The organism is Micromonospora sp. NPDC047467 (genome assembly GCF_040643095.1).
In the GTDB taxonomy this organism is placed as follows: domain Bacteria; phylum Actinomycetota; class Actinomycetes; order Mycobacteriales; family Micromonosporaceae; genus Micromonospora.
In genome coordinates, this window is sequence record NZ_JBEYTO010000002.1 from 868,849 (window position 1) to 892,700 (window position 23,852).

Annotated in this window: 25 protein-coding genes; 12 read left to right on the plus strand and 13 right to left on the minus strand. The window is 70.2% G+C overall.

Annotation, left to right across the window (positions count from 1 at the left end; translation table 11 throughout):
* Positions 1 to 12: 12 nt before the first annotated feature.
* Positions 13 to 768, plus strand: coding sequence for an ABC transporter permease (locus ABZ780_RS08250; RefSeq protein WP_357009116.1), 756 nt, complete (start codon positions 13 to 15; stop codon positions 766 to 768).
* Between the two features lie 62 nt (positions 769 to 830).
* Here the strand turns inward: ABZ780_RS08250 and ABZ780_RS08255 are convergent, their stop codons facing one another.
* The 6 genes from ABZ780_RS08255 to ABZ780_RS08280 all read right to left on the minus strand — a co-directional run bounded on the left by ABZ780_RS08255 (position 831) and on the right by ABZ780_RS08280 (position 5,686).
* Entirely contained in the window at positions 831 to 1,484 is a 654-nt protein-coding gene (locus ABZ780_RS08255) for an O-methyltransferase (protein ID WP_357485184.1), read from the minus strand.
* Positions 1,481 to 2,149, minus strand: a complete 669-nt coding sequence (locus ABZ780_RS08260) for a Maf family protein (protein WP_357485186.1) — start codon at positions 2,147 to 2,149, stop codon at positions 1,481 to 1,483. Before ABZ780_RS08260 ends, ABZ780_RS08255 begins: the two co-directional genes overlap by 4 nt.
* Before the next feature lie 252 nt (positions 2,150 to 2,401).
* On the minus strand, positions 2,402 to 3,475 hold the full coding sequence (locus tag ABZ780_RS08265; protein WP_357485189.1) for a S8 family serine peptidase: 1,074 nt from the start codon (positions 3,473 to 3,475) through the stop codon (positions 2,402 to 2,404).
* A gap of 89 nt (positions 3,476 to 3,564) precedes the next feature.
* Positions 3,565 to 4,932 carry a hypothetical protein gene (locus ABZ780_RS08270; protein WP_357485191.1) on the minus strand — a complete coding sequence of 456 codons (1,368 nt, stop codon included), beginning with the start codon at positions 4,930 to 4,932 and terminating at the stop codon, positions 3,565 to 3,567.
* On the minus strand, positions 4,929 to 5,387 hold the full coding sequence (locus ABZ780_RS08275) for a hypothetical protein (RefSeq protein WP_357009104.1): 459 nt from the start codon (positions 5,385 to 5,387) through the stop codon (positions 4,929 to 4,931). Before ABZ780_RS08275 ends, ABZ780_RS08270 begins: the two co-directional genes overlap by 4 nt.
* 86 nt (positions 5,388 to 5,473) lie before the next feature.
* Complete coding sequence (locus tag ABZ780_RS08280; RefSeq protein WP_357485194.1) at positions 5,474 to 5,686, minus strand: acyl-CoA carboxylase subunit epsilon; 213 nt, start codon at positions 5,684 to 5,686, stop codon at positions 5,474 to 5,476.
* Between the two features lie 90 nt (positions 5,687 to 5,776).
* Here ABZ780_RS08280 and ABZ780_RS08285 point away from each other — a divergent pair, with 90 nt between their 5' ends.
* Both ABZ780_RS08285 and ABZ780_RS08290 read left to right on the plus strand, forming a co-directional pair.
* The gene (locus ABZ780_RS08285; RefSeq protein WP_357485196.1) at positions 5,777 to 7,753 is read left to right on the plus strand and encodes a protein kinase; all 1,977 of its coding nucleotides are present in this window, start codon (positions 5,777 to 5,779) and stop codon (positions 7,751 to 7,753) included.
* An 89-nt stretch (positions 7,754 to 7,842) separates the two neighbouring features.
* Positions 7,843 to 8,076, plus strand: coding sequence for a hypothetical protein (locus ABZ780_RS08290; RefSeq protein WP_357485199.1), 234 nt, complete (start codon positions 7,843 to 7,845; stop codon positions 8,074 to 8,076).
* A gap of 110 nt (positions 8,077 to 8,186) precedes the next feature.
* Here ABZ780_RS08290 and ABZ780_RS08295 read toward each other — a convergent pair whose 3' ends face one another.
* Positions 8,187 to 8,942 carry a GH25 family lysozyme gene (locus tag ABZ780_RS08295; protein ID WP_357009094.1) on the minus strand — a complete coding sequence of 252 codons (756 nt, stop codon included), beginning with the start codon at positions 8,940 to 8,942 and terminating at the stop codon, positions 8,187 to 8,189.
* Between the two features lie 124 nt (positions 8,943 to 9,066).
* Positions 9,067 to 9,612 (minus strand): Uma2 family endonuclease, encoded by a 546-nt coding sequence (locus ABZ780_RS08300; RefSeq protein WP_357485201.1) that lies wholly within the window; start codon positions 9,610 to 9,612, stop codon positions 9,067 to 9,069.
* Positions 9,613 to 9,712: 100 nt separating this feature from the next.
* Here ABZ780_RS08300 and ABZ780_RS08305 point away from each other — a divergent pair, with 100 nt between their 5' ends.
* From ABZ780_RS08305 to ABZ780_RS08315, 3 genes are all read left to right on the plus strand, one after another.
* Positions 9,713 to 10,456 (plus strand): M50 family metallopeptidase, encoded by a 744-nt coding sequence (locus tag ABZ780_RS08305; RefSeq protein WP_357485204.1) that lies wholly within the window; start codon positions 9,713 to 9,715, stop codon positions 10,454 to 10,456.
* Positions 10,457 to 10,592: 136 nt separating this feature from the next.
* Positions 10,593 to 11,093 carry a SigE family RNA polymerase sigma factor gene (locus ABZ780_RS08310; RefSeq protein WP_357009087.1) on the plus strand — a complete coding sequence of 167 codons (501 nt, stop codon included), beginning with the start codon at positions 10,593 to 10,595 and terminating at the stop codon, positions 11,091 to 11,093.
* Positions 11,086 to 11,949, plus strand: a complete 864-nt coding sequence (locus ABZ780_RS08315; RefSeq protein ID WP_357485206.1) for a hypothetical protein — start codon at positions 11,086 to 11,088, stop codon at positions 11,947 to 11,949. The genes ABZ780_RS08310 and ABZ780_RS08315 overlap by 8 nt, the downstream gene beginning before the upstream one ends.
* A 23-nt stretch (positions 11,950 to 11,972) precedes the next feature.
* Here the strand turns inward: ABZ780_RS08315 and ABZ780_RS08320 are convergent, their stop codons facing one another.
* Positions 11,973 to 13,556 (minus strand): acyl-CoA carboxylase subunit beta, encoded by a 1,584-nt coding sequence (locus ABZ780_RS08320; protein ID WP_357485209.1) that lies wholly within the window; start codon positions 13,554 to 13,556, stop codon positions 11,973 to 11,975.
* Positions 13,557 to 13,640: 84 nt separating this feature from the next.
* Between ABZ780_RS08320 and ABZ780_RS08325 the strand changes: the two genes are divergently transcribed.
* Together ABZ780_RS08325 and ABZ780_RS08330 are read left to right on the plus strand one after the other, a co-directional pair.
* Positions 13,641 to 14,516: a biotin--[acetyl-CoA-carboxylase] ligase gene (locus ABZ780_RS08325; RefSeq protein WP_357009079.1), complete on the plus strand. Its 876-nt coding sequence runs from the start codon at positions 13,641 to 13,643 to the stop codon at positions 14,514 to 14,516.
* A 172-nt stretch (positions 14,517 to 14,688) separates the two neighbouring features.
* Complete coding sequence (locus tag ABZ780_RS08330) at positions 14,689 to 15,261, plus strand: PH domain-containing protein (protein ID WP_357485211.1); 573 nt, start codon at positions 14,689 to 14,691, stop codon at positions 15,259 to 15,261.
* A gap of 37 nt (positions 15,262 to 15,298) precedes the next feature.
* On the opposite strand, the gene ABZ780_RS08335 is transcribed toward ABZ780_RS08330, so the two are convergent.
* The 3 genes from ABZ780_RS08335 to ABZ780_RS08345 form a co-directional block, all read right to left on the minus strand.
* A complete protein-coding gene (locus tag ABZ780_RS08335; protein WP_357485214.1) occupies positions 15,299 to 15,982 on the minus strand; it encodes a MaoC/PaaZ C-terminal domain-containing protein in 684 nt (227 codons plus the stop codon).
* The gene (locus ABZ780_RS08340; RefSeq protein WP_357485336.1) at positions 15,979 to 16,695 is read right to left on the minus strand and encodes a GtrA family protein; all 717 of its coding nucleotides are present in this window, start codon (positions 16,693 to 16,695) and stop codon (positions 15,979 to 15,981) included. Before ABZ780_RS08340 ends, ABZ780_RS08335 begins: the two co-directional genes overlap by 4 nt.
* Before the next feature lie 63 nt (positions 16,696 to 16,758).
* Positions 16,759 to 17,295, minus strand: coding sequence for a GtrA family protein (locus ABZ780_RS08345; protein WP_357009562.1), 537 nt, complete (start codon positions 17,293 to 17,295; stop codon positions 16,759 to 16,761).
* 440 nt (positions 17,296 to 17,735) lie between these two features.
* On the opposite strand from ABZ780_RS08345, the gene ABZ780_RS08350 reads away from it, so the two are divergent.
* The 4 genes from ABZ780_RS08350 to ABZ780_RS08365 all read left to right on the plus strand — a co-directional run bounded on the left by ABZ780_RS08350 (position 17,736) and on the right by ABZ780_RS08365 (position 22,992).
* Positions 17,736 to 19,580 (plus strand): phosphoenolpyruvate carboxykinase (GTP), encoded by a 1,845-nt coding sequence (locus ABZ780_RS08350; protein WP_357485216.1) that lies wholly within the window; start codon positions 17,736 to 17,738, stop codon positions 19,578 to 19,580.
* Between the two features lie 37 nt (positions 19,581 to 19,617).
* A complete protein-coding gene (locus tag ABZ780_RS08355; RefSeq protein ID WP_357485218.1) occupies positions 19,618 to 20,475 on the plus strand; it encodes a hypothetical protein in 858 nt (285 codons plus the stop codon).
* A gap of 572 nt (positions 20,476 to 21,047) precedes the next feature.
* Entirely contained in the window at positions 21,048 to 22,190 is a 1,143-nt protein-coding gene (locus ABZ780_RS08360; protein ID WP_357485221.1) for a geranylgeranyl reductase family protein, read from the plus strand.
* Positions 22,191 to 22,221: 31 nt separating this feature from the next.
* Complete coding sequence (locus ABZ780_RS08365; RefSeq protein WP_357009061.1) at positions 22,222 to 22,992, plus strand: isoprenyl transferase; 771 nt, start codon at positions 22,222 to 22,224, stop codon at positions 22,990 to 22,992.
* Positions 22,993 to 23,013: 21 nt separating this feature from the next.
* On the opposite strand, the gene otsB is transcribed toward ABZ780_RS08365, so the two are convergent.
* Positions 23,014 to 23,838, minus strand: coding sequence for a trehalose-phosphatase (gene otsB, locus ABZ780_RS08370; protein WP_357009058.1), 825 nt, complete (start codon positions 23,836 to 23,838; stop codon positions 23,014 to 23,016).
* Between the last annotated feature and the right edge of the window lie 14 nt (positions 23,839 to 23,852).

Here is a 23,852-nt window from a genome sequence, read left to right on the forward strand (position 1 = left end):
GAGAGACGACTCATGAAATTCGCCCGTGACACGTGGCTGATCTTCCAGCGCCAGACCCAACTCCTGTTACGCAACCCGGTCTGGGTCTTCGTCGGCGTGTTCCAGCCGGTCATGTACCTGCTGCTCTTCGCCCCGCTGCTCAAGCCGGCACTCAACGCGCCCACCCAGGCCGCCGCCTACAAGATCTTCGTACCCGGTCTGCTGGTGCTGCTGGCCATCTTCGGCGGCCTGTTCCAGGGCTTCGGCCTGATCGCCGAGCTGCGTGCCGGCGTCATCGAACGCTCCCGGGTCACCCCGATCAGCCGGCTCGCCCTGCTGCTCGGCCGTTCGCTACGCGACGTGGTCTCACTTCTCGTGCAGGCGGTCATCATCACCCTGCTGGCGCTCCTGTTCGACCTGCGGGTGTTCCTCGGTGACCTGCTGCTGGCATACCTGATGCTCGCCCTGATCGCGCTCATGACCTCGGCCGTCTCGTACGGCGTCGCGCTCAAGGTCAAGAGTGAGGACGCGCTCGCCCCGCTGATGAACACCGTCGCGCAGCCCGTACTGCTGCTCTCCGGCATCCTGCTGCCGCTGACCTTCGCACCCGGTTGGCTCCAGGGCATCGCCGACTGGAACCCGTTCTCCTGGGCGGTCGACGGCACCCGCGCGCTGTTCGCCGGCGACCTGGGCAGCGACAAGGTCTGGCAGGGCCTCACCATCACCGCCGTACTCGCCGCCCTGGGTGTCTTCTGGGCGGCCCGCCAGTTCGCCCGAAGCGTCCGCTGACGCTCGGTTCTCGGGGTGCCCTCCGTCGTCGGGGCACCCCGATTGCCGCGTGGTGGCGCCCCTCAGTGCACCCGGGCGAGGGTCAGGCCGTCCGCGATCGGCAGCATCACCGGGTCCACCCGTGCGTCGGCGAGGACCTCGTCGTTGAAGGCGGCGATGGCCCGGTCGTTGGCGTCCTGCGGGGCGATAACCCGGCCGCCGCGCAGCACATTGTCAACGGCGATCACACCGCCCGGCCGCATCCGGGACACCAGCTCCGCCCAGTAGACCGGATATCCCGTCTTGTCCGCGTCGATGAACGCGAAGTCCAGGTGACGTTCGTGCGGCAGCTCCCGCAGCCGGTCGCCGGCCGGGCCGATCCGCAGGTCGATCCGGTCCTGCACGCCGGCCCGATCCCAGTAACGCCGGGCGATGCCGGTGAACTCCTCGGAGATGTCGAAGCAGGTCAACCGGCCACCCTCGGGCAACCCGCGGGCGATCGCCAGCGACGACAGCCCGGTGAACGTGCCGACCTCGACCGCCTGCCGTACGTCGAGCAGCCGGGTCAGGAAGGTCAGGAACGCGGCCTGCTCCGGTGCCACCTGCATGGTCGCGTGCTCCGGCAGCACCGACCGGGTCTCCTCGGCCAGGTCGCGGATGATCTCGTCCGGTGGGGCGCCGTGCGCGACCAGGTACGTGTGCAGCTCGTCGGTGAGCGGGATCGACTTGGTGGTCATGACCGGACGGTACCGATCGATTCGACGGTCTGACCGCCCGGCGCGACCTTTGTCCACAAGTCGGTGATCTGTAGGCCCAACTCGGCGAGAAGGCGACGCAGCAGGGGCATCGACAGGCCGACCACCGTCCCCGGGTCACCCTCGATCCGCTCCACGAACGGCCCGCCCAACCCGTCGATGGTGAACGCGCCGGCCACCGCCAGCGGCTCCCCGCTGGCCACGTACGCGGTGATCTCGTCGTCGGTGATGTCCGCGAAGTGGACGGTCGTCGAGGCGACCGCCTCCGCGCGCCGTCCGGCCGCGACGTCGATCAGGCAGTGCCCGCTGTGCAGGACGCCGCTACGCCCTCGCATCCGCTGCCACCGCCGGGTGGCGTCCGCCGGATCGGCCGGCTTGCCGAGGATCTCCCCGTCGAACGCGAGCACCGAGTCGCACCCGATCACCAGCGCCCGCTGATCGGCGCCAGGGCTCAGTCGGGTCAACACCGCCTGCGCCTTCAGTCGAGCCAACTCCAGGCACAGATCCTCAGCCCGGTCGGTCACCACCAGCGATTCGTCCACCCCGCTGACCAGCACGTCCGGCTCGATGCCGGCGGCCTGGAGGGACTTACGTCGGGCAGGGCTCGCCGAAGCGAGCACGAGGCGGAGCGGCAGAGATTCAGACACCACCCGACGTTACCGCCTCCCGAGCCACCACCGCTGTTCCGCAGCCACCGTTCCGCAGCCCAGCCCCCATGATTAACTCCATATCGCCGACATTGCGCTATCCCGGGCCTCCGACACCCCCACATCGCCGACCTCGTGTCGATCACCCCTGTCAGGCCCGTCGAACGGTGTTGGTCCACTCGGGATCAACGAAGTCGGGCCATCCACAGCCCAGGACACCGCGACATCAAGGAACCCGAGGCGATCACTGCGTCAGCGACTGATCCGGGGCGGTGGATCGTCGCCACGACGCCGACGGCGCAGCACCAGCGCCCATCCGACACCGGCGGCCACGATCACGCCGAGAGTGGCCAGGCCGCGTACGGTCGCCCCATCGTCATCGCCCGGCCGAGCACCGGCCGTCGTGCTCGCGCCACCCCCGGCCGGAGCGCTCACCGATTCAAACCCCAACGGGGGTACGTCTGCCGTCAGGGCCGCGACGAGGTCGATAACCCCATAGCCGTACTCGTCGTCCCGCCCGGGCGGACCCTTGTCGACGGCTGTAGCCGTGAGTCGGTGCGCCACCTCCTGCGCGGGCAGGTGGGGATACTTCGACCTGATCAAAGCCGCCGCCCCCGCAACAATCGCCGTCGCGTCAGAGGTGCCGGTGCCTTTGCGGTATTTGCCATCGATGCTCGTGCTGTAGATATCGACGGCTGGCGCAACCACATCAATCTCCGGCCCGGCAACTGCGACCGCCGCGTGATTTCCCCTTCTATCAACGCCACCGACGGCGAGGACGCCATCCTCACTTGCTGGATAGCCAACCTCGGAGTCGGCAGGGCGGTTGCCCGCAGCGGCCACCACAACAATATTTGCAGATATCGCCGCCGTGATCGCACGTCTTAGGCTGGGGCTGGGGCTGCCCGCGCTCGAAATGCTGATGATGTCAGCGCCTGAGGAGATTGCATATTCTATTGCCTTTCCCAGGTCGTCTGCTCTGCTGCGGTTGTCGACACCAGACGACATGATCGGCAAGATCTTGGCTTCCGGTGCGATCCCTCGGGCTCCCTGATTGCCGCCTTGGCCGTGCGCGGCGATGAGCCCTGCCATGCCGGTGCCATGGCTATTCTGATCGGCATGGCCATCTCCGCTTCCGCCGCCGATAATGTCGGTGCCCGGAAGAAGGTTTCGCGCCAAGTCGGGATGCGGATAGACGCCGGTGTCAGGTATCGCCACTATGATGCCGTCGCCTCGACTAACGTCCAGCGCCTTATCGGTCTCAAGTGAAACCAAGTGCCACTGATCTGCCCGAATTAAACTAGGATTTTTGCTGGAGGGCGTCACAGTTGTCGAGGCCGCAATTGACATGCTCGACCCGAAGGTCGTCGCGATGCACGTGATTATCGTCAGGGTGGCATGGATTCCTGGCGGGCTCACCGGCCAATACCGATGGCTGGACCCGGGTCTATTGGGCCATCGTCTTCAGGGGGCCGGACAATTGGGTCAACCCCCTGCTCGGTGCTCCAAGGATTGTCCGGATCCCAACGATTTGGCTCCGTTGTGTGTCCGTCACGCCTGCCGGCGCGACCGGTGCCGCCCATCAATCCAGGCTGTCCCAGACCCGGCGCTCCGCCGATCGGAGGCAGTCCGTGTGCGCCGGAAAAGCCTCTTCCTCCTGAGGGGCGGGACCCGGCCCCGCCGGTAGGTGTCGTTCCGGCCCCGCCACCTCCGATTACGCCTCCAATCGGATTAACTCGACGTGGCGAATTGGCGCTCGCGTCGGTGCGGGGGGGTGTGGGTGTGCCTCCGATAAGTCCGCCTGGTGGCATCCCGCGAAGCGGGTCCGCAGACGCAGATCGAGATAACTGATCGGGCTTATTGGAGTTCAGGGCGCCGGTCCAGCCTCCTTGCCCCCGAATCGCTTTGGGTGCAGGAGGTGGAGGTGGATATGCGAGCGTCGGCCCGGACGGCGTAGATGGTGGCGATACGGGTGTCGGCAAAGTCGTGCTTGGCGGATTGGGGCCGATCCCGGTCCCGCCAAGAATGGGGCCGATTCCGGGCGCCGTTGGCGTTGGTGCAGGGCCTGCGCTACTCGATGCCAGCTTGGCTGGGGTATTACCTTTGGCTGTTGTTGCCGGAATGGGCACCGGAAGGATCGGCGGAATGGTAGGCGCGGACGCAGTGCCGTATGCGTCTGAATTCGAGATGTCTTTGCCGGATTGTCGGGGCGGCGGTGGTGGGGGTTTTTGGAGGGTGGCTTGGGCTTGTTGGAGTTCGCCGCTCAGGTTGAACATCATCGCCCGTGCCTGTGCGTTCAGCCGCTCCAGTTCGACGTCGGTCACCGGTGGCGCGGTGGCCCGATTACCCATGATCGCCTTGGGATCGGCGGCGGTGGCCTCGTACGCCTGCTTCTGTTGGAGCTTGGCCGCGTACTCCTCGTGGATCTTGCGGAGTCGGGCGCGGGTGGTGCCGATGGCCTGGGTTGCGGCGGACAGCGCGGTGTAGTTCGCGGCGGCGGCGTCGTGGGTGTGCCGCACCTTGTCGATCAGCTCGTCGAGTTGGGCGAGGTAGGTGCCGGAGGCGGCGCTTGTCTCGGGTGGCCAGGCTTCGGCGAGGCCGCGACGGTATTCCTGGAGGCGGCCGAGGTGGATCTGGGCGAGGTCGCAGACCTTGCGCCAGCCGGCGACCTGCTTCCAGTGGTTGGTGGTGTCGTGGTCCTGCAGGCACGCCCACATGCTGTTGACGTCCATCAGCTGCCAGTTGGTGTGGCCGGAGGTGCGGCCGCCGCCCCGTTCGATCACGGTAGGACCACCGGCCTCTCGCTGGCGGGGCCGGTGGGGTCGGTCAGGGTCGGGGTCCGGCCGCCGGGCAGGACGGTGCCGGGGTCGGCGAGGGCCCGCTGGACGTCGGTCGCGCGGGCGGCGGAGAAGGCGTCGGTGTCGGCGTACTGGGTGGCGACCCGGTTGGCGACGGCGGCGAGGTGGCCGGTGGCGCCTCGGACGGCGTACACCATGTCGGTGGTGGCCTGCTGCGTCTCGTGGTGTGCGTGCAGAAAGGTGACCAGTTCGACGAAGGCGTCGCAGGGGTTGGGCACCTTCGCGGACATGTCGTCGGCGATGTACGACAGGTGGGGCGCGTAGTTGCGTTGGACCTCGGCGGCGAGCCGGTCGGCGAACTCCCGAAGCTGTCGGATATCGGCCTCGATGCCGCCGTACTCGCGTAGCCAGGGCGCTGGCCGGTCCTCCTCGGGGATCATCGATCCTCCCTACCGTCACGGCACCGTTTCCCTGAGTGAGGTTAACGGCTGAAAGCCCCTCTGGCAGCCCTGTCCCGGGGGGTAGGTCAGCGGGGCAGGCCGGCGGTGCGCCACGCGCCGGGTCCGGCGGAGAGCGTCGTGCCGGCCGGTCGTGCGCTGCGTGCCCAGTTGGACGCGGTCGCGCGGGCCGGGGCGGAGGCCGGGCGGAATCGGACGACGATCGCGCCCACCAGGGCGGCCAGTTCCTCGGCGGTTGGCACGCCGCGGACGACCCGGAACAACGGCTCTTCGGCAGACATGCCGCCAGGGTACGCGGCCCGAAGTTACGGGAAGCGCACAGTGGCGTGCCGGCGGTGTGACCGTCGGCGGGTCCGGGTACCGTCTCAGCGATGTCGAACGCGCTTCCCCAACTCGTCGCTGACCGATACCGGCTTCTGTCGCCGCTCGGCCAGGGCGGCATGGGCCGGGTGTGGAAGGCGCGCGACGAGGTGCTGCACCGGGACGTCGCCATCAAGGAGTTGGTGCCGCCGCCCGGCCTCACCGACGAGGAACGCCGCGAGATGCGGGAGCGTTCGCTGCGTGAGGCGCGGGCCATCGCCCGGCTCAACCACATCAACGTGGTACGCATCTTCGACGTGCTGCGCACGGACGGCGACCCGTGGATCGTCATGGAGTACGTGGCGTCGAAGTCGTTGCAGGACACTCTCGCCGAGGACGGGCCTGTCTCGCCGGCCCGCGCGGTCGAGATCGGGCTCGGCGTGCTGGGTGCGCTCAACGCGGCCCACAAGGCGGGCGTCATGCACCGCGACGTCAAGCCCGGCAACGTGCTGCTCGGCGACGACGGCCGGGTCGTGTTGACCGATTTCGGCCTCGCCACCATCCCGGGCGATCCCAACGTCACCCGCACCGGCATGGTGCTCGGTTCGCCGGCGTACATCTCGCCGGAGCGGGCCCGGGAGGGCACCGCCGGGCCGGAGGCCGACCTGTGGTCGCTGGGCGCGACGCTGTACGCGGCGGTGGAGGGCAAGTCGCCGTACGCGCGGCCGTCGGCCATCTCCACGCTGGCTGCCTTGGCCACCGAGCCGATGCCGCCGCCGAAGAACGCCGGCCCGCTCAAGCCGGTGCTCAACGGGCTGCTGCGCAAGGACCCGAACGAGCGGATCACCGCCGAGGTGGCGGAGCGGATGCTGCGCCGCGCCGGTGGTCGGCGTTCGCGCGGCATCTCGCTGCTGGATGGCGTACGCCGGCCGGGGCCGAACGGTCCGCGCGAGCCGCGCCCGCCGCACGTGCCGGTGCCGCGACCCGCCGAGGAGACCGCCGACCGATCGGTGCCGCCGCCGCCGCTCGCCGCCGCTGCGCCGCCCGCCGCCGCGACCCCTGCCGCCGATGCCACGCCGACGGCTGTCGTCGCGTCCGGTGCGGACGCCGACCCGACCGCCCTGGTGCCGTCCGAGCCGACCGCGACGATCGACGGTCCGGCCGCGTCCGACGCCGACCCGACTGCGAAGCTCGCGGCCGCGAGCGACAACACCGGTGACGGTACGACGAACGGCGACGACGAGCCGACGGTCGTGGACGGTCCGCCGGTGGCGCCGGAGCAGCGCAAGCCGTCGACGCCGACGTCGCTGATGCCCCCGGCCGGTCCGGCGGGGCGGGCGGCGGTGCCGCCGCCGGACGGCACGAAGCCGAACAACACCCGACGCAACCTGCTGATCGGGGCCGTGGTGGCCCTGCTGCTGATCGGTCTCGCGGTGATCGTGCCGCAGCTCGGTGGTAAGGACGAGGACACTCCGCAGGCCGAGCCGACCGGGGCTGCCGCGGCGTCCGAGCCGGCGCCGACGTCCGCTCCCGCCGTGCCTCCGCCGACCACGGGCGCGCCCAGTCCGACGCCGTCGGCCACGCCGTCGGTCGACCCGAACGCGCTGCCGGCGGGTTGGAAGCTACACAGGGACCCGACCGGCTTCGCCCTGCCGATACCGGACGGATGGGTGCGCAGCCAGCCCGACGGCAACACGGTCGTCTTCGAGGAGGCCAACGGGCCGGGTGAGCTGCTGGTCCAGTGGACGCCGACGCCGAAGAAGGACGCCTACGCGGACTGGCAGAGCATCGAACCGGACCGCCGGAAGCTCGTGAACAACTATCAGAATCTCGGCATCAAGCGGTGCGACTTCTGGAAGACCTGCGCGGACTGGGAGTGGCTGGAGACCCGCGACGGGCAACGCATCCACGTCCGTAACCGCGGGTTCGTGACGGCCAGCAACCGGGGTTACGCCCTGCGGTGGGAGATCGCGGAGAAGGACTGGCAGGCCAACCTGCCGAACTTCGACCGGATCGCCACGGGCTTCGTGCCCGACCGCAAGGACTGACCTACGGGATTCGCGCCAGGGCGAAATGGTTTCGCATGACCTTGCGTCGTTCGGGGTATCTGACCTCCGACGACGGAAGGAGGTGCGACATGGGTTACCGACGGAGGGACGCTCGGCCCCGGCTGGCACTGTGGATGCTCGTCGCGCTCGGCGATGTGGTCCTGCTGCTGGTCAGCGTGGGAATGCCGGCGTTCGTCGCCCTGCTCAGCGTCGTGACCGTGGCCGTCTGCGGGGTGGCCGCCTGGCGGTTGAGCCGGCGGCCAGCCCTGGCCCGTGAGGACGCTCCGGTGGTGGCGCCGGCGATGAGCCGGCGGCGAGCCTGACCCCGTACCGGCGAGGTGGCGGCAGCAGGACCGATTGTCGACCGTACGGTGACAGTCGATCCCGCTGCCGCCAACCGCCTCCCCCAGGAAAGTCAGGCGGGGTGGCCGGGTCAGGCCGTGTTGTTGGCCAACGCGATCAGCCGGCTCCGGTCCCCGTTCCAGTAGTTGCGGTCCACGTTGCCGCTGATCCCGGAGACGGCGCCGGTGCTGGTGTACTGCCAGAAGCTCCACACCGGTGCGCCGGCCGGCAGCGTGCCCGGTGCGCTCGCCCAGCGGGCCAGCCACAGCGGGTGGTTGGCCCACGGGCCGGTCCAACTGCCGGTGCACTGGTTCCACCAGCTCGTGGTGGTGTAGATGACCGCGTACCGGCCGGTGCGGGAGCGGTAGGTGTTCAGGAAGTCCTGCACCCAGTTGCGCATCGCGGTCGTGCTGAGGCCGTAGCAGTAGCCGCCGCTGTACGGGTTGCCCTCGATGTCCAGCGCCGCCGGCAGGGTGCGGCTGTCCGCCGACCACGCGCCGCCGTTGGAGGCCAGGTAGTTGGCCTGGGTCGAGCCGGCGGAGATGTTCGGGCGGGCGAAGTGGTACGCGCCGCGGATCACACCGGCGTTGTACGCGTTGACGTAGTTCGCGTTGAAGTTCGGGTCCTTGTAGCTGGTGCCCTCGGTCGCCTTGATGAAGGCGAACTGGATGCCGGCGTTGCGGACGCTTGTCCAGTTGATGGAGCCCTGGTAGCGGGACACGTCGATGCCGGGCGTGGTTGCCGCGGCCGCCGGTCCGGCGGTCGCGACCAGGGCCGCCGCCGCGGTGGCGAGGACGGTGAGGCCGGCCGCGAGCACGCGGCGCAGCGGTGATCTGGTACGGGCCATGGGTGCCTCCAAGGACGGGCTATTGACGCCCATCTTTGGAGTTAAATGCCCTAGATCACAAGACCCATAGAAGAAACTTTCATCGACGGGTGTCGGTGGCCCCCGGAAACTGCGGTGGGACGGATCAGCGCAGAGCGGCCGGGTCGAGCTGCCAGCGGAACGGCTCCACGAGGGTCAGCGTCTCGCCGGGCTTGGCCACCTGGTCCTCGACATAGTGCTCGCCGTCCAGCCGGTACAGCCGCAGCGAGTGACCGTCGCCGTCCTGCTCGACCAGCAGGTACCACGGGATTCGCGCGATGGCGTAGAGCTGCATCTTGACCAGCCGGTCCGCGGCGGCGTTGCCCGGCGAGACGATCTCGCAGACCAGCGCCACCTCAGCGGCCTCCACCACCGTGCCCTCGTCGTCGGTGTCCGCGACGACCACGTCCGGGATGGCGATCCGGTCCACCCCGAGTCGTACGTTGACCGCCTCGAAGACGATGAGGTTGTCTGTTGCGACCTCGATGTGGTTGGCCAGACGGCGCGACACCAACTGGTGCCGCTTGCTTGGAGCAGGGCTCACGATCAGGCTCCCGTCGAGCAGCTCGATCCGGTCCGCGGTCTCCCCGAGGGCAAAGTAATCGTCCTCGGTCCACAACCCGACATGTGGTTCAAGGGGTGCCGCGCTCATCGGCGTCCGCCTTCCGCTTCGGAACTCACCTGCTCAGTCTCACAGGATACGAGCCGGTGCCTCGGAAGCGACACGGAAGCCGCCGGTAGGCTCGCGCCCCATGATGTCGATCGACGGGCTGGGCGACCTGTGGGACACGCTGTTCGGCGCACAGCCGGACCCGCCCCCACTGCTGGTGCTGATCACCGCCGCCGTCGCGCTGGTGGTGGTGTCCACCCGGCTGCCGTGGCGGATCGCCCGCAACGCGATCACCATCGCGCACGAGGGCGGGCACGCGCTGGTCGCCCTGCTCACCGGCCGTAAGTTGCGCGGTATCCGGTTGCACTCGGACACCTCGGGTCTGACGCTCTCCGCCGGCCGACCCACCGGACCGGGCATGATCCTCACCCTGCTCGCCGGTTACGTCGCCCCACCGCTGGTGGGGCTGGCCGGCGCCTGGCTGCTCGGCGGCAACCGGATCACCCTGCTGCTCTGGGTCGCGGTGGCGCTGCTGCTCGCCATGCTGATCATGATCCGCAACGTCTTCGGGGTGGTGTCGCTGCTGGTCACCGGCGCACTGGTGCTCGCCGTCTCGTGGTACGCCACGCCGCAGGTACAGGCCGCGTTCGCGTACACCGGGGTGTGGTTCCTGCTGCTCGGCGGGCTGCGGCCGGTGGTCGAGCTGCAACGGCTGCGCTCGCGTGGCCGGATGCCCGCCTCCGACGCCGACCAGCTCGCCGGGCTGACCCCGTTCCCGGCGTTCTTCTGGGTGGCCCTCTTCGCCCTGGTCAACCTTGCCGCGCTGCTCGCCGGTGCGCTCCTGCTGGCCGGCCCCATCCTCACCGACGCCGGCCTGACCATCTGACGCCGTCCGCCGGAAGGGCGCGGGGCCGCCCGGCGGGCAGAGGGAGGCCGGCCCTGGCCAAGATGAGCGGGTTACCGGGGCAACCGAGGGACCGTCCCGGCGCGTGTTCCCTGCGACCGACACGGGGAGGTAGCGGGTGCCGGACGTCGACGGGTTCGACGAGTTCTACCGCGGGAGCCGGCAGCGGCTGCTCGGTTTCGTCTACGCGCTGACCGGCGATCGGGTCGAGGCGCAGGACGCCGTGCAGGAGGCGTACATCCGGGCCTGGCAGCGCTGGTCGACGGTCAGTCGATACGACGACCCCGAGGCGTGGGTGCGGGTGGTGGCCAGCCGGATCGCGGTCAGCCGGTGGCGCAGCCTGCGCAGTCGCGCCCGCGCGTACCTGCGGCACGGTGCCGTCGAAGCCGTCCCCGGGCCGGGCACCGACACCGTCGAGGTGGTCGCCGCGCTGCGTCGGCTGCCCGAGGAGCAACGCACCGCCATCGCCCTGTACTACCTGGTCGGCATGCCCGTCGCCGACGTGGCCCGAGAGACCGAGGCCCCGGTGGGCACGGTCAAGGCCCGTCTCTCCCGGGGGCGCGCCGCGCTCGCCGGTCTGCTCGCCGTCTCTGACCTGGAGGAGGCAACCGATGCGTGACGACCCGACATTCGTCGAACGGGTCCACCGGGACCTGAGCGACGTGCGGTGGCCGGAGCCGCAGGAGATCCGGGCCAGGGCCCGGCGACGCAGCAGGCGTACGGCCGCGCTGGCGGCGGTCGCGGTGCTCGCGGCGGTGACCGGTCCGGCGTACGCCCTGACGGAGCGAGCGGCGACTCCGCCCGAGACGGCTGTGCCGAAACCAGTCGGGACCATGGCCACCGCGGACATCCCGCAGGAGTCGCTGCTGACGCCGAGCGAGGTCCCCGTCGTTACCGGCGTGCAGCTGGGCGATGCCGGCCTCGGTGAGCTCGTACGGTTGGACCCGGTGCTGCAGAGGTGCGGTGACGACCGCGGCCTGCCGGAGGTGCGCGCGTACTCCCGCTACTCGCGGTCGCAGACCCTCCTGTCGCCGACGAGGGACGGCGGCGGGCCGGTGCGGGCCGAGCTCAGCCAGGACGTCTACCGGCTCGATCCGGGGGCGAGTGGGCAGCTCTTCGCCCAGTTGAGAAGCCTGCTGAGCGCCTGCCGCGAGTGGCGGTACTCCGGGTCCATCGTGGTCGACGGCGAGACGACGTCGGCCGAGATCGCGCACGCCTGGGAGATGGCGGCGAGCGATTTCGCCGGCGACGACTCGATCCTGGTGCGACACGTGCCGTACGCCCCGCTCGGCCCGCCCGCCGGGATCAAGCTCCGGCCCACCGGACGGGTCGACATGACCCTCGTGGTCCGGGTGGGTGACCTGGTCACGGTGCTGGTGCCCGGCTCCGACCTGACCCTCAGCGACGCGGAATTCGAGGCGCTCGGCCGAGCGGCGGCCCAGCGAATGTGCGCCGCCGCCATCCCCTCCTGCTGACCGCGAGCCGGCCCAGGGCGCGGTCAGAGGGGGATGTTGCCGTGCTTCTTCGGCGGGAGGGTCTCGCGCTTGGTGCGCAGGACGCGCAGCGCCCGGACGATCTGCGTGCGCGTCTCGTGCGGCGGGATCACCGCGTCGATGTACCCGCGCTCGGCGGCCACGTACGGGTTGGCCAGCGTGTCCTCGTACTCGGCGATCTTCTCGGCCCGGACGGCCGCCGGGTCATCGGCGCCGGCCAGGTCCGAGCGGTAGAGGATGTTCACCGCGCCCTGTGCGCCCATCACCGCGATCTGCGCGGTCGGCCAGGCGAAGTTCAGGTCCGCGCCGAGGTGCTTGGAGCCCATCACGTCGTACGCCCCGCCGTACGCCTTGCGGGTGATCACGGTGACCTTGGGAACGGTCGCCTCGGCGTACGCGTAGATGAGCTTGGCGCCCCGGCGGATGATGCCGTCCCACTCCTGGCCGGTGCCGGGCAGGAAACCGGGCACGTCCACAAAGGTCAGCACCGGGATGTTGAACGCGTCGCAGGTGCGGACAAACCGGGCGGCCTTCTCGGAGGCGGCGATGTCCAGGGTGCCGGCGAAGTGCATCGGCTGGTTGGCCACCACGCCCACGGGCCGCCCCTCGACGCGCCCGTAGCCGACCACGATGTTCTGCGCGTAGAGCGGCTGGACCTCCAGGAACTCCCCGTCGTCGAGGACGTGCTCGATCACCGTCTGGATGTCGTACGGCTGGTTGGCCGAGTCCGGGATGAGCGTGTCCAGCTCGCGGTCCTCGTCGCTGATCTCCAGCTCGGCGGGGCTCTCGACGACCACCGGCTCGTCGAGGTTGTTCGACGGCAGGTACGACAGCAGGGCCTTGACGTAGTCGACCGCGTCCTCCTCGTCGGTGGCGAGGTAGTGCGCGTTGCCGCTGCGCGAGTTGTGGGTGCGAGCCCCACCCAGCTCCTCCATGCCGACGTCCTCGCCGGTCACCGTCTTGATCACGTCCGGGCCGGTGATGAACATGTGCGAGGTCTGGTCGACCATCACGGTGAAGTCGGTGACCGCGGGGGAGTAGACCGCACCGCCGGCGCAGGGCCCCATCACCAACGAGATCTGCGGGATGACGCCGGAGGCCCGGACGTTGCGGAAGAAGATCTCACCGTAGAGGCCGAGCGAGACCACGCCCTCCTGGATGCGCGCCCCACCGGAGTCGTTGATGCCGACCACCGGGCAGCCGATCTTCATGGCGAGGTCCATCACCTTGACGATCTTCTCGCCGAAGACTTCGCCGAGCGAGCCACCGAAGACCGTGAAGTCCTGGGCGAAGACGCACACCTGCCGGCCGTCGACCGTGCCGTAGCCGGTGACCACCCCGTCGCCGTACGGGCGGTTCCTCTCCAGCCCGAAGGCGGTGGACCGGTGCCGGGCCAGCTCGTCCAGCTCGACGAACGAGCCCTCGTCGAGCAGCATCTCGATCCGCTCGCGGGCGGTCTTCTTACCGCGTGCGTGCTGCTTCTCGACCGCGCGAGCCGAACCGGCGTGCACCGCCTCGTCGACCCTGCGCTCCAGGTCCGCCAGCTTGCCCGCAGTGCTGTGGATGTTGGTCCCGGTCTCGGTAGTCACCCAGGGAATATAACGATGGTTAAGGCCTTTGCGGCTGTGCAGTACGCCTCACTGCCGGGTTGGCCACCGCCGTAGGCTGGCGGGATGCCGGGCTCCCCGTACACCGATCTGGACCGCCCGCCGCTGTCGGCGGCCCGCCTGCGGCGCGCACTGGTCGCCCCGCACGGTCCGTGGGCCCGGCTGGAGCTGCGCACCGAGACGGGCTCCACCAACGCGGACGTGGCCGAGGCAGCGGCGGCCGGCGAGCCGGAGGGCTTGGTCGTGGTCGCCGAGCGGCAGACCGCCGGGCGCGGTCGGCGCGGCCGAATCTGGCAGTCCCCGGCGCGGGCCGGGATCGCCACCAGCGTGCTGCTGCGGCCCGGCGACGCCGTGCCGGAGCGTGGGTGGCCGGCGGTGCCCACCACGGGGTACGGGTGGCTGCCGCTGCTGGCCGGCGTCGCGCTGGTCGAGGCGGTGGCCCGGCTGGCCGAGCTGGAGGCCGTCCTGAAGTGGCCCAACGACCTGCTGATCAATGACGCGAAGTGCGCCGGGGTGCTGGCCGAGGCGGTGCCGGGGCGTTCGCCGGCCCAGCCGCCGGCCATCGTGCTCGGCATCGGCCTCAACGTGACGCTGCGCGCCGACGAGCTGCCGGTGAACCCGACCGGATTGCCGGCGACCTCGCTGCAACTGTCCGGCGCGGCGGCCACCGACCGGGACCCGCTGCTGCGGGCCCTGCTGCGCTCCCTCGCCGACTGGTACGACCGCTGGCGATCCTCCGGCGGGGACGCCGTGGCCAGCGGCCTGCGCGACGCCTACGTGGCGGCCTGCTCCACGGTCGGCCGCGAGGTGCGCGTCCTGCTCCCCAACGGCGACGAGTTGACCGGCACCGCGACCGGGGTGGACCCCACTGGCCAGCTCCTGATAACCACCTCGACCGGCGACCGCGCCCTGGCCGCCGGCGACGTCCTCCACCTGCGCTAACCCCCACCTCCGCGATCTTGCAGTTCCGGTCGCCGTTCTGCGGCTTTCGCCCGTTCCGCCCGGGCAGCAACTGCAAGATCGCGAAGACTCGGGGTGGGCCGCGTGGCGGATGTTGTGGTGGGCCTTGGGGGGTTTACGGTCTGCGCGTCAGTAAAAGGCGTTGGAGGTTCCCGTGGCGTTTCCTGAAGACGTGCTCACCGAGGACGAGCATGTCGTGCTGCACCTGCACCCGCACTGGAAGGCGTTGATCCGGCCGATCGCGGTGCTGGTGCTGGCCATCGCCGCGGTGGTGGTCGGTGTGCTCCGGCTGCCCCAGAGCGGTGGTGGTTCGATCGTGCTGGCCGTGATCGGTGCGATCGCACTGGTCGCGGTGCTCTGGCTCGGGCTGTGGCCGTTCCTGGTCTGGCGCACCACGCACTACCTGTTCACCAACGAGCGGGTGCTGTTGCAGCACGGTGTCTTCTCCCGCGATCGGCGGGACCTCCCGCTCACCCGGGTCAACGACCACTCGATGAGCCAGCGCTTCATCGAGCGCCTGGTCGGTTGCGGCACGCTCACCATCGAGTCCGCCGGCGAGCGCGGCCAGTCGGTGCTCGTCGACGTGCCCGGGGTCAGCCGGGTGCAGACCACCCTGTACGAGCTGATCGAGGCGCAGCACGACAAGCACTCGCTGGGTGACGGCGAGATGCGCGACATCCTCGCCGACATGCGCGAGGGCAAGCCGCTGCGCGACCCCACCAGCTGATCCCGACCGCCCCGGCCATCGTGCCGGGGCGGGTCGGTCAGTGGGGCAGGTCCGCCCCGGACCGGTCGGCGTCGGAGCCTTCGACCTGCGCCGGGCCGGCCTCGTGGGTTCCGGCCCCGGACCGCGCGACAGGCACCGGTCCGTTTCCGGGCTGTTCGGCCGCGCGGGGTCCGTTTTCGGGCCGTGCGACAGGCGCCGGTCCGGATTCGGGGCGTTCGGCCTCGGCCGGGCGCAGGGCGAACCAGCCACGGAAGCGGGTCCGCAGCACCTCCTGCTCCGGCCGGTCGTCCGGGCCGAGGCGGAGCATGGTGCCGGTGAGGCTGACGGTGCCGAGCCCCGGGCGGGCCGTCGACGGCCGGGCGCCCATCACGTCCACCCGGACGGCGAGACGGTCCCCGGCGCGTACCGGGGCGAGCCACCGCAGCTCCTCCAGGCCGGGGGAGGCGTCGGCCGCCGCGCGGGACAGCAGGTGATCGACGTACGCCCGCATGAACAGGCTGACCGTGTAGAAGCCGCTGGCGATCATCCCGCCGTGCCGGCTCGCCCCGGCCAGCTCCGGGTCGACGTGGTACCACTGCGGGTCGAAGCGACGGGCGAAGGCCACCATCTCGTCGCCGTCCACGGTCACCACACCGAGATCGACGGTGAGCCCCGGAACGAGGTCCTCGAAGAACAGCTCGGCGGGCGCCCCGGTGCCGGAGCGGGTGTGGGGAGTGGTCACCGGCGGGGCGCGCGGCGGGTGCCGGCGTGCAGATCCGCGGCGAGTTCCGCGGACAGGTCTGCGGGGAGGCTCGCGGTCATCGGTGTGTGCCGTCCCTGGGTGGGAGTGGCGCCGTTCGGGCCGGATGCGGCCTCCGGGCGGTCACTGGACTGCGCCTCTTCCAGTTCGGAGACGGATTCGGCCAGTTCGGCGACCGGGTCCATCTCGGCCATCGTGTCCCACTCGTCGCGCGGGATGCTGTGCCAGGTAGGTGCGGTCTTCTCGTCGGCCTCGGCCGGTGCGATGGGCTGGAAGACGAAGGTCCGGTACGACCAGAAGCGGAACAGCGTGGCCAGCAGGACACCGACGGTCTTGGCCAGATTCAGCGCCAGCAGGCTGTTCATGCCGAGGCCGTACTTGGCGGCAGCCAGCACCCCCAGCTCGATGAGCAGGCCTGTCGCGTTGAACAGGAAAAACAGGACGTACTCGCGCCGAAGCGCAGATTTCGGGCGATCCCGGTACGTCCAATGGCGATTCATCAGATATGACGTGATCGTCGCCACGATGGTCGCGATCACGGTCGCCTTCAGCTGACCGTCGGCAAAGACGGTAAGTGCAAGGGCATTGAACACCGCGTAATTGATGACAGTGTTGATGCCACCGACGATGCCGAATTTGAGCGCCTCGTTGATGAACTTCTGCCAGCGCTCAGGCAGCAGACGGACAAGACGCATGCGAAACACCTTAGGGCAGTCGGTGAAGCCGGCGGTCACCGGCCGGACGAGGTGGGCGGCAGGTCACGCCCCGTGGTCGCGGTCGTGCTCCGCCTGCGGAACGGGCCGAGTTCCCGCTTCGACGAAGACGAACCGCCGGTAGGACCAGAATCGGAACAGCGTCCCGAGGCCCGTGCCGACCACGAAACTGGCGAGGTTGTCGGCCAGTTGTGTCTGGAAGACGGCCGGCCAGATGCTGCCGAGCCCGTAGCGGCTGATCGCGAGGCAGGCCACCGCGATGCCGAGGCCGACCGCGTTGAAGAAGAAGAACAGCGCGTACTCGCGGGCCGGGTTGCTGCGCTGGCGGTGCCGCCAGGTCCAGAACCGGTTGCCGACGAAGGCGAAGGTCGCCGCGATCACCGTGGAGATCGTCTTCGCGGTCACCTGCTCGACACCACGCGCGGTCGTCAGGTAGTTGAACAGCGCGAAGTCGATGAGGAACGCGATCCCGCCGACCGTGGCGAACTTGCTCAGCTCGCGGACGAGGTGACCGAAACGGTCGAGCAGTGCGCGGACCAGACCCGGTCTGGTCTGCCGGGGACCCGGTTGCTCCCCGGTCATCGTGGCGGCCACGGGCCGAGCCTACCGGCTGCGGACCAGTCGGAGGGGTAGCAACGCGAGCGGCCGTCGTCGCTTGATGCGGCCCTGTCGCCGGGTGCGTGCCGTTGAACGCAGCGTAACCAATTCGCAGGACTGAGGCGGCCTGGAACGGGAATCCCCGAACCGGTCGGCGATGCGGGTTCACGGCCCGACCGCAACGCGCGTCGGCCGGGGTGCACGACAAGATTTGCGTGAAACTGCGCAGGAAAGCGGGTATCAGCTCGTGATACCGCAGCGAAGCCGCACCTTGTGCAGTTCTTCACAACCAGTCCCACTGACTCGGAAGGCTGCCCGGTTTACGCTGAGGCCAATCCCAGGTTTCCACGAAGGCGACGCATTCGGCGCCGCCGAGTCTCGTGCATCCCATAGATCGGTCAGCGTCGACCACAAGGAGATGTGTCATGGTTGCTCCGGCTGTTGTGCGGGGTATCGATCAGGCCCCGACGTCCCATCCGAAACTGCTCGCCTGGGTCCGTGAGGTCGCGGAACTGACCACCCCCGACCGGGTCGTGTGGGTGGACGGGTCCGACGAGGAATGGCGCCGCCTCACCGATGAGCTGGTCGAGGCCGGCACGCTGATCCGGCTGAATCCGGAAAAGAAGCCGAACTCGTTCTACGCGCGTACCGACCCGACGGACGTCGCCCGGGTCGAGGAGCGCACCTACATCTGTTCCGTCGATGAGGCGGACGCCGGCCCCACCAACAACTGGATGGCGCCGGCCGAGATGAAGCGCACGATGACCGATCTGTACCGCGGCTCGATGCGCGGTCGCACCATGTACGTCATCCCGTTTGTCATGGGTCCGGTCGAGGCCGAGAGCCCGATGTTCGGTGTCGAGATCACCGACAGCCCGTACGTGGTGGCGTCCATGCGGATCATGACCCGGATGGGCGCGAAGGTCCTCGAGGCCATGGGGGACGACGCGGACTTCGTGCACGCGCTGCACTCGATCGGCGCCCCGCTCGCCCCGGGTCAGCAGGACGTGGCGTGGCCGTGCAACGAGACCAAGTACATCTCGCACTTCCCGGAGACCCGGGAGATCTGGTCGTACGGCTCCGGCTACGGCGGCAACTCGCTGCTGGGCAAGAAGTGCTACTCGCTGCGTATCGCCAGCGTGATGGGGCGCGACGAGGGCTGGCTCGCCGAGCACATGCTCATCCTCAAGATCACCTCGCCGGAGGGCAAGGTCCACCACATCGCCGGCGCCTTCCCGTCGGCCTGCGGCAAGACCAACCTGGCCATGGTGGAGCCGACCATCCCCGGTTGGAAGGTCGAGACCATCGGCGACGACATCGCCTGGATGCGGTTCGGCCCGGACGGCCGGCTCTACGCGGTAAACCCGGAGTACGGCCTGTTCGGCGTCGCGCCCGGCACCGACTGGAAGACCAACGCCAACGCCATGCGGACCCTGGACCGGGGCAACTCCGTCTTCACCAACGTCGGCCTCACCGACGACGGGGACGTCTGGTGGGAGGGCATGGGCGAGCCGCCGGCGCACCTGATCGACTGGAAGGGCAACGACTGGACGCCGGAGAGCGACAGCCTCTCCTCGCACGCGAACAGCCGGTTCTGCACCCCGATCACCCAGTGCCCGATCCTCGCCGACGAGTACTTCGACCCCAACGGCGTCCCGATCGACGCGATCCTCTTCGGTGGTCGCCGCAAGGACACCATCCCGCTGGTGACCGAGGCCCGCGACTGGGTGCACGGCGTCTACATGGGCGCCACGCTCTCCTCGGAGACGACCGCCGCCGCGTCCGGCGCGGTCGGCGTGGTCCGGCGGGACCCGATGGCGATGCTGCCGTTCATCGGCTACAACGCCGGGGACTACTTCCGGCACTGGATCGAGATGGGCAAGGGCGCCGACGGCGACGAGGCCAAGCTGCCGAAGATCTACTACGTCAACTGGTTCCGCAAGGACCAGGACGGCTCGTTCCTCTGGCCGGGCTTCGGGGAGAACTCCCGGGTGCTCAAGTGGGTCGTGGAGCGGATCGAGGGGACTGCCGACGCGGTGGAGACCCCGGTGGGGATGGTTCCGGCACCCGACGCGTTGGACGTCGAGGGCCTGGACATGACCCCGGAGGACGTTCGGATCGCGCTCAAGGTCGACCCGGACGAGTGGCGCAACGAGCTGCCGCTGATCACCGAGTGGTTCGAGAAGTTCGGTGACAAGCTGCCCGGCGTGCTCTGGGCCGAGCTGGACGCGCTGCGGGCCCGTCTGGACGCCGCGCAGCCACAACGGTAGGTGTGAACATCGCCCGCCACGGGCATCATCAGATTCCATGAGGACGGCCGCCGAGACCGAGGTCCGGCGGCCGTCCGCCGTCCGGGTGCTCACCATCCTGCTGGCGACGACGGCGGCGGCCACCGTCGTGGTCGAGCTGCTCAACTGGTGGTACGCCCCGGAGCAGGGCTTCGGTCTGGCCGTACGCACCGGCTGGGCGATGTTGCGCTCGTTCGGGTTCCTGCTGCTGATCGGGCACGTGCGCCGGGGCCGGACCGTGGCCCGCCCGTTCGGGCTGATCCTCGCCGTCACCACGATCTTCGCTGTCGGCCGGCTGATCGTGCCCCGGCAGGGGGTGCCGCCGCTGCCCGGGTTGCTCGGTTTCGCCGTACTCGCCGCGCTCTGTGTGGCGGTGGTCTGGCTGCTCTACCGCTCGTCGGCACTGGCCGGGCACCTCGTGCGGTACCGGCCACGGCTGGTCATCGACCGGGCCGGCATCTCCTGGCGGGAAATCCCACCACGCCGGCCAGAGGCGAGCGGCTGGCTGTTGACCAGTCGGGTGGCGGCCTTCACCTACAGCCCACTGATGCTCGTACCGGCACTGGCGGCCGGCGGGTCCATCCTGGACGGTCGGTTGAGCGCCGTCCCTGCCGTGCTCCTCTGGTTCGGCGCGGGCATCTCGGCCAGCTACGCGGTGCTGTTCTGTACCGCCTTCCTGATGCGCGGCAAGCACTGGGCACGCGGCCTGCTGGTCGTCGTCACGGTGGTCGTCCTGGCGGTGGACCTGCCGCTGTGCTGGTGGCTGCTGGGGGTCGACGGCCTGGTCCGTGATGGCGCCCCGCTGGTCGCCGCCGCCGCGCTCACCCTCTACGGCCTCCACCGAGCAGCCCGAGCCCCGAACCCACCCCCACCCTGACCCCGCCCCACCCTGACCCCGCCCCACCCTGACCCCGCCCCACCCTGACCCCGCCCCCGCCCGCTGCCCCCGCTGCCCCCGATCCTGCCCACCGTCACCCCGTCCGCCGCCCCCTCTGCCGCCCACTGCCCGTCGATCTTGCACTTTCTGTCGGTATGTAAGGCTGCAAAAGCCGCAAAGCGGCGACAGAAAGTGCAAGATCGCGGGGATGAGCGGCGGCTGAGTCGCGCCCTGCGCCCAGGCGCGCCTGCGCCCCGCACCGCATACCCCGCGTCCGCGCCGTGCCCCGTGTCCCGTGCCCGCGTCGCGCCCCGTGCCCGCGTCGCGCCCCCGTGCGCCATGCCCCGCGCGCCCCTGCGTCGCGAGCTGCGCCCGGCCCTCCCGCGCGCCGATCTTGCACTTTCGGTCCGGGCGAAAGGCGTGAAAGGTACGAAGCGGCGACACAAAGTGCAAGATCGCGGGGGTGGGGGCAGGCGCGCTGCCGCACGGCGATAGCCGTGGGGTGGGTGGGGTGGGGGAGAATTGAGTGGCGGGGGTCACAGTGGGTGGGGTGGTGGAGGGGAGGAGGCCGGGTGGGCGACGAGTTCGATGTGGTGGTGGTGGGAGCAGGGCCAGCCGGGGCGGCTGCCGCACTGACGGCCCGCCGGGCGGGCGCCAGTGTGCTGCTGCTGGACCGGGCCGACTTTCCCCGCGACAAGGCGTGCGGTGACGGGATCGCCGCGCACGCGGTGGACGTACTTGCCGAGCTTGGGGTGACCGAGGCGGTGGACGGCTACGCCCCGCTGCCAGCGCTGCGCATGGTCGCCCCGGGTGGCGGGGCGGTGGCCCGGGCGCTGCCCCGGCCGGCGTACACCGTGCCCCGGGAGGTTTTCGACGCCCGGCTGGTCGCGGCGGCGGTGGCCGCCGGCGCGCAGCTGCGTCGGCACACTGTCCGCCGCGTCGAGACGCGGGCGGATCGGGTGGTGCTCGACGGGGAGCTGTCCGGTCGGGTGGTGGTGGGCGCGGATGGGGCCGGGTCGGTGGTGCGCCGGGCGCTCGGCCACCCGGTCAACCCGGACCGGCACCTGGCACTGGCCATCCGGGGGTACGCTCCGGCGCTGCCCGGCCCGCCCGAACAGCTCATCGTGACGTCAAAAGCGCGCTGGCCGGCGTACGCCTGGTCGTTTCCGATCGGCGACGGGCGGGCGAACGTCGGGTACGGGGAGGTGCTGCGCGGCGAGGCGCTGAGCCGCTCGTACCTGCTGGACCGGCTGGTCGCACTGCTGCCCGGCACCGATTTGTCGACGGTGACCGCGCTGCGGGCACACCACCTGCCGCTGTCCACGCATCGGCCGGCGCCGGGGCGGGGTCGCGCCCTGCTGGCCGGGGACGCGCTGTCGCTGATCAACCCGTTCACCGGTGAGGGCATCTTCTACGCGCTGCTCTCCGGTGCGCTGGCTGGGGCCGCCGCGGCCCGCGAGCCGGAGGGTGCCGCCCGCCGGTACGCCGACGGGCTTCGCCGCCGCCTCGGCACCCACCTGCGGCACAGTTCGGTGGCGGCCTGGCTGGCTCGGCGTCGGCGGGTGGTCGACGCGGCGGTCCGGGCGGCCCGTCGCGACGACCGGGTGTTCGACGACGTGGTCGAGTTGGGGCTCGGCGACGGCCGGCTCACTGCCCGTACGCTGGGCATGATCGGCATCGAATTGTCCCCCGGTGATCGGGCTCCGAGGCGGTGAGCCGGCCGGCGGGTCGCTACGCTGCTAGGTGATGACGCTGCGGAACCTTATCTACTCCGTCTACGAGCGCCGGCTCACGGCGAAGCTCGCGGGCAAACCGGTGCCACGGCACGTCGGGGTGATGTGCGACGGCAACCGCCGGTGGGCGCGGGAGATGGGCTTCGTCGACCCGAATGACGGGCACCGCGTCGGCGCGGCAAAGATCAAACACGTGCTCGGCTGGTGTGACCAGGCCGGTATCGGGCACGTCACCCTCTACCTGCTGGCCACCGACAACCTGCGCCGCCCGGCCAGCGAGCTGGACCCGCTGCTTCAGATCATCGAAGACCTGGTGGTGGAGCTGGCCGAGGAGGGCAATCCCTGGCGGCTGCGCATCGTCGGTGCTCTGGACCTGTTGCCGGCCCAAACGGCGGCGGCGCTCAAGGGTGCCGAGGAGCGCACCCGGGACCGCAGCGACGGGGCTGAGGTCAACATCGCGGTGGGCTACGGCGGCCGACGGGAGATCACCGACGCGGTCCGCTCGTTGCTGCTGGAGCACGCCGCCTCCGGCGGGACCCTCGAGGAACTGGCCGAGGTACTGGACGTCGAGCACATCTCCGAGCATCTCTACACCCGCGGCCAACCCGACCCCGACCTGGTCATCCGCACCAGCGGGGAGCAGCGGCTGTCCGGTTTCATGCTCTGGCAGTCCGCACACTCGGAGTTCTACTTCTGCGAACTCAACTGGCCGGATTTCCGGCACATCGACTTCCTGCGTGCGCTGCGCTCGTACGCCACCCGCCAACGTCGTTACGGCGTCTGAGCGGCTGGCGCCAGCCGCAGCTCAGGGCAGGTAGGTCAGCGCCCGGGTGAGGAAGTCGCCCAGAGCGGCCGGGGACTCGATGGTCAGGTCGGCGGCGTCGGCCACCTCCTGACCGGTCTCCGAGTTGGCGACGGCCACGCACACGCCGAAGAAGTCCGGGTCCGCTGCGGCGCGGGCTCGCAGCGCCGCGAACGCCTTGATGTCCGAGACGTCGTCGCCGAAATACCAGGCGCCGGTGGCTTCCTGAACCACCTCGCCGATCACCATGCCCTTGTCCCGGTCGACGGGCGGCTTGAGCTCCAGCACCATCCGCCCGGCCTGCACCCGCAGCCCCAGCCGGTCGGCCTGCGCCTGCCCCCACTCCTGCACGGTCGGGCCGAGTTGCGGAGCGGTCCGCCAGTGCAGCGCGACGGAGAGCCGCTTGAACTCGACAAGCGTGCCGGGCGGCAGTTCAGCCCGGGCCAGGTCGGCCAGCTCCGCCATGGTCGGCACCCAGGGCAGGGCGGCGGGTTCGGTGACCGTCTCGCCGCCGGAGTGGCTGTGCTCCAGCCCGTAGAGGCCGTAGAGGTCCACACCGCTGAGCTCGCCGAGGCGGTCGCGGAGGAACTCGACAGGTCTCGCGGAGACGATTGCGACTCGCCTGACCACCGGGGCCAACGCCTCGATCGCGGCCAGCGCCTTGGGGGCGGGCCGCACTGCGGTCGGGTCATCGTCGACGGGCGCGAGTGTGCCGTCGAAGTCGAAGAAGAGCACCGTCCCGGCGGCCCGGCCGGCGGTGACCTGCCAGGCCTGGTCGGCGTTCAACGGGGTCTTCGGCTGGTGGTTGCCCAGATTCAACGGTGGCACGCGCGTCAGCGTAC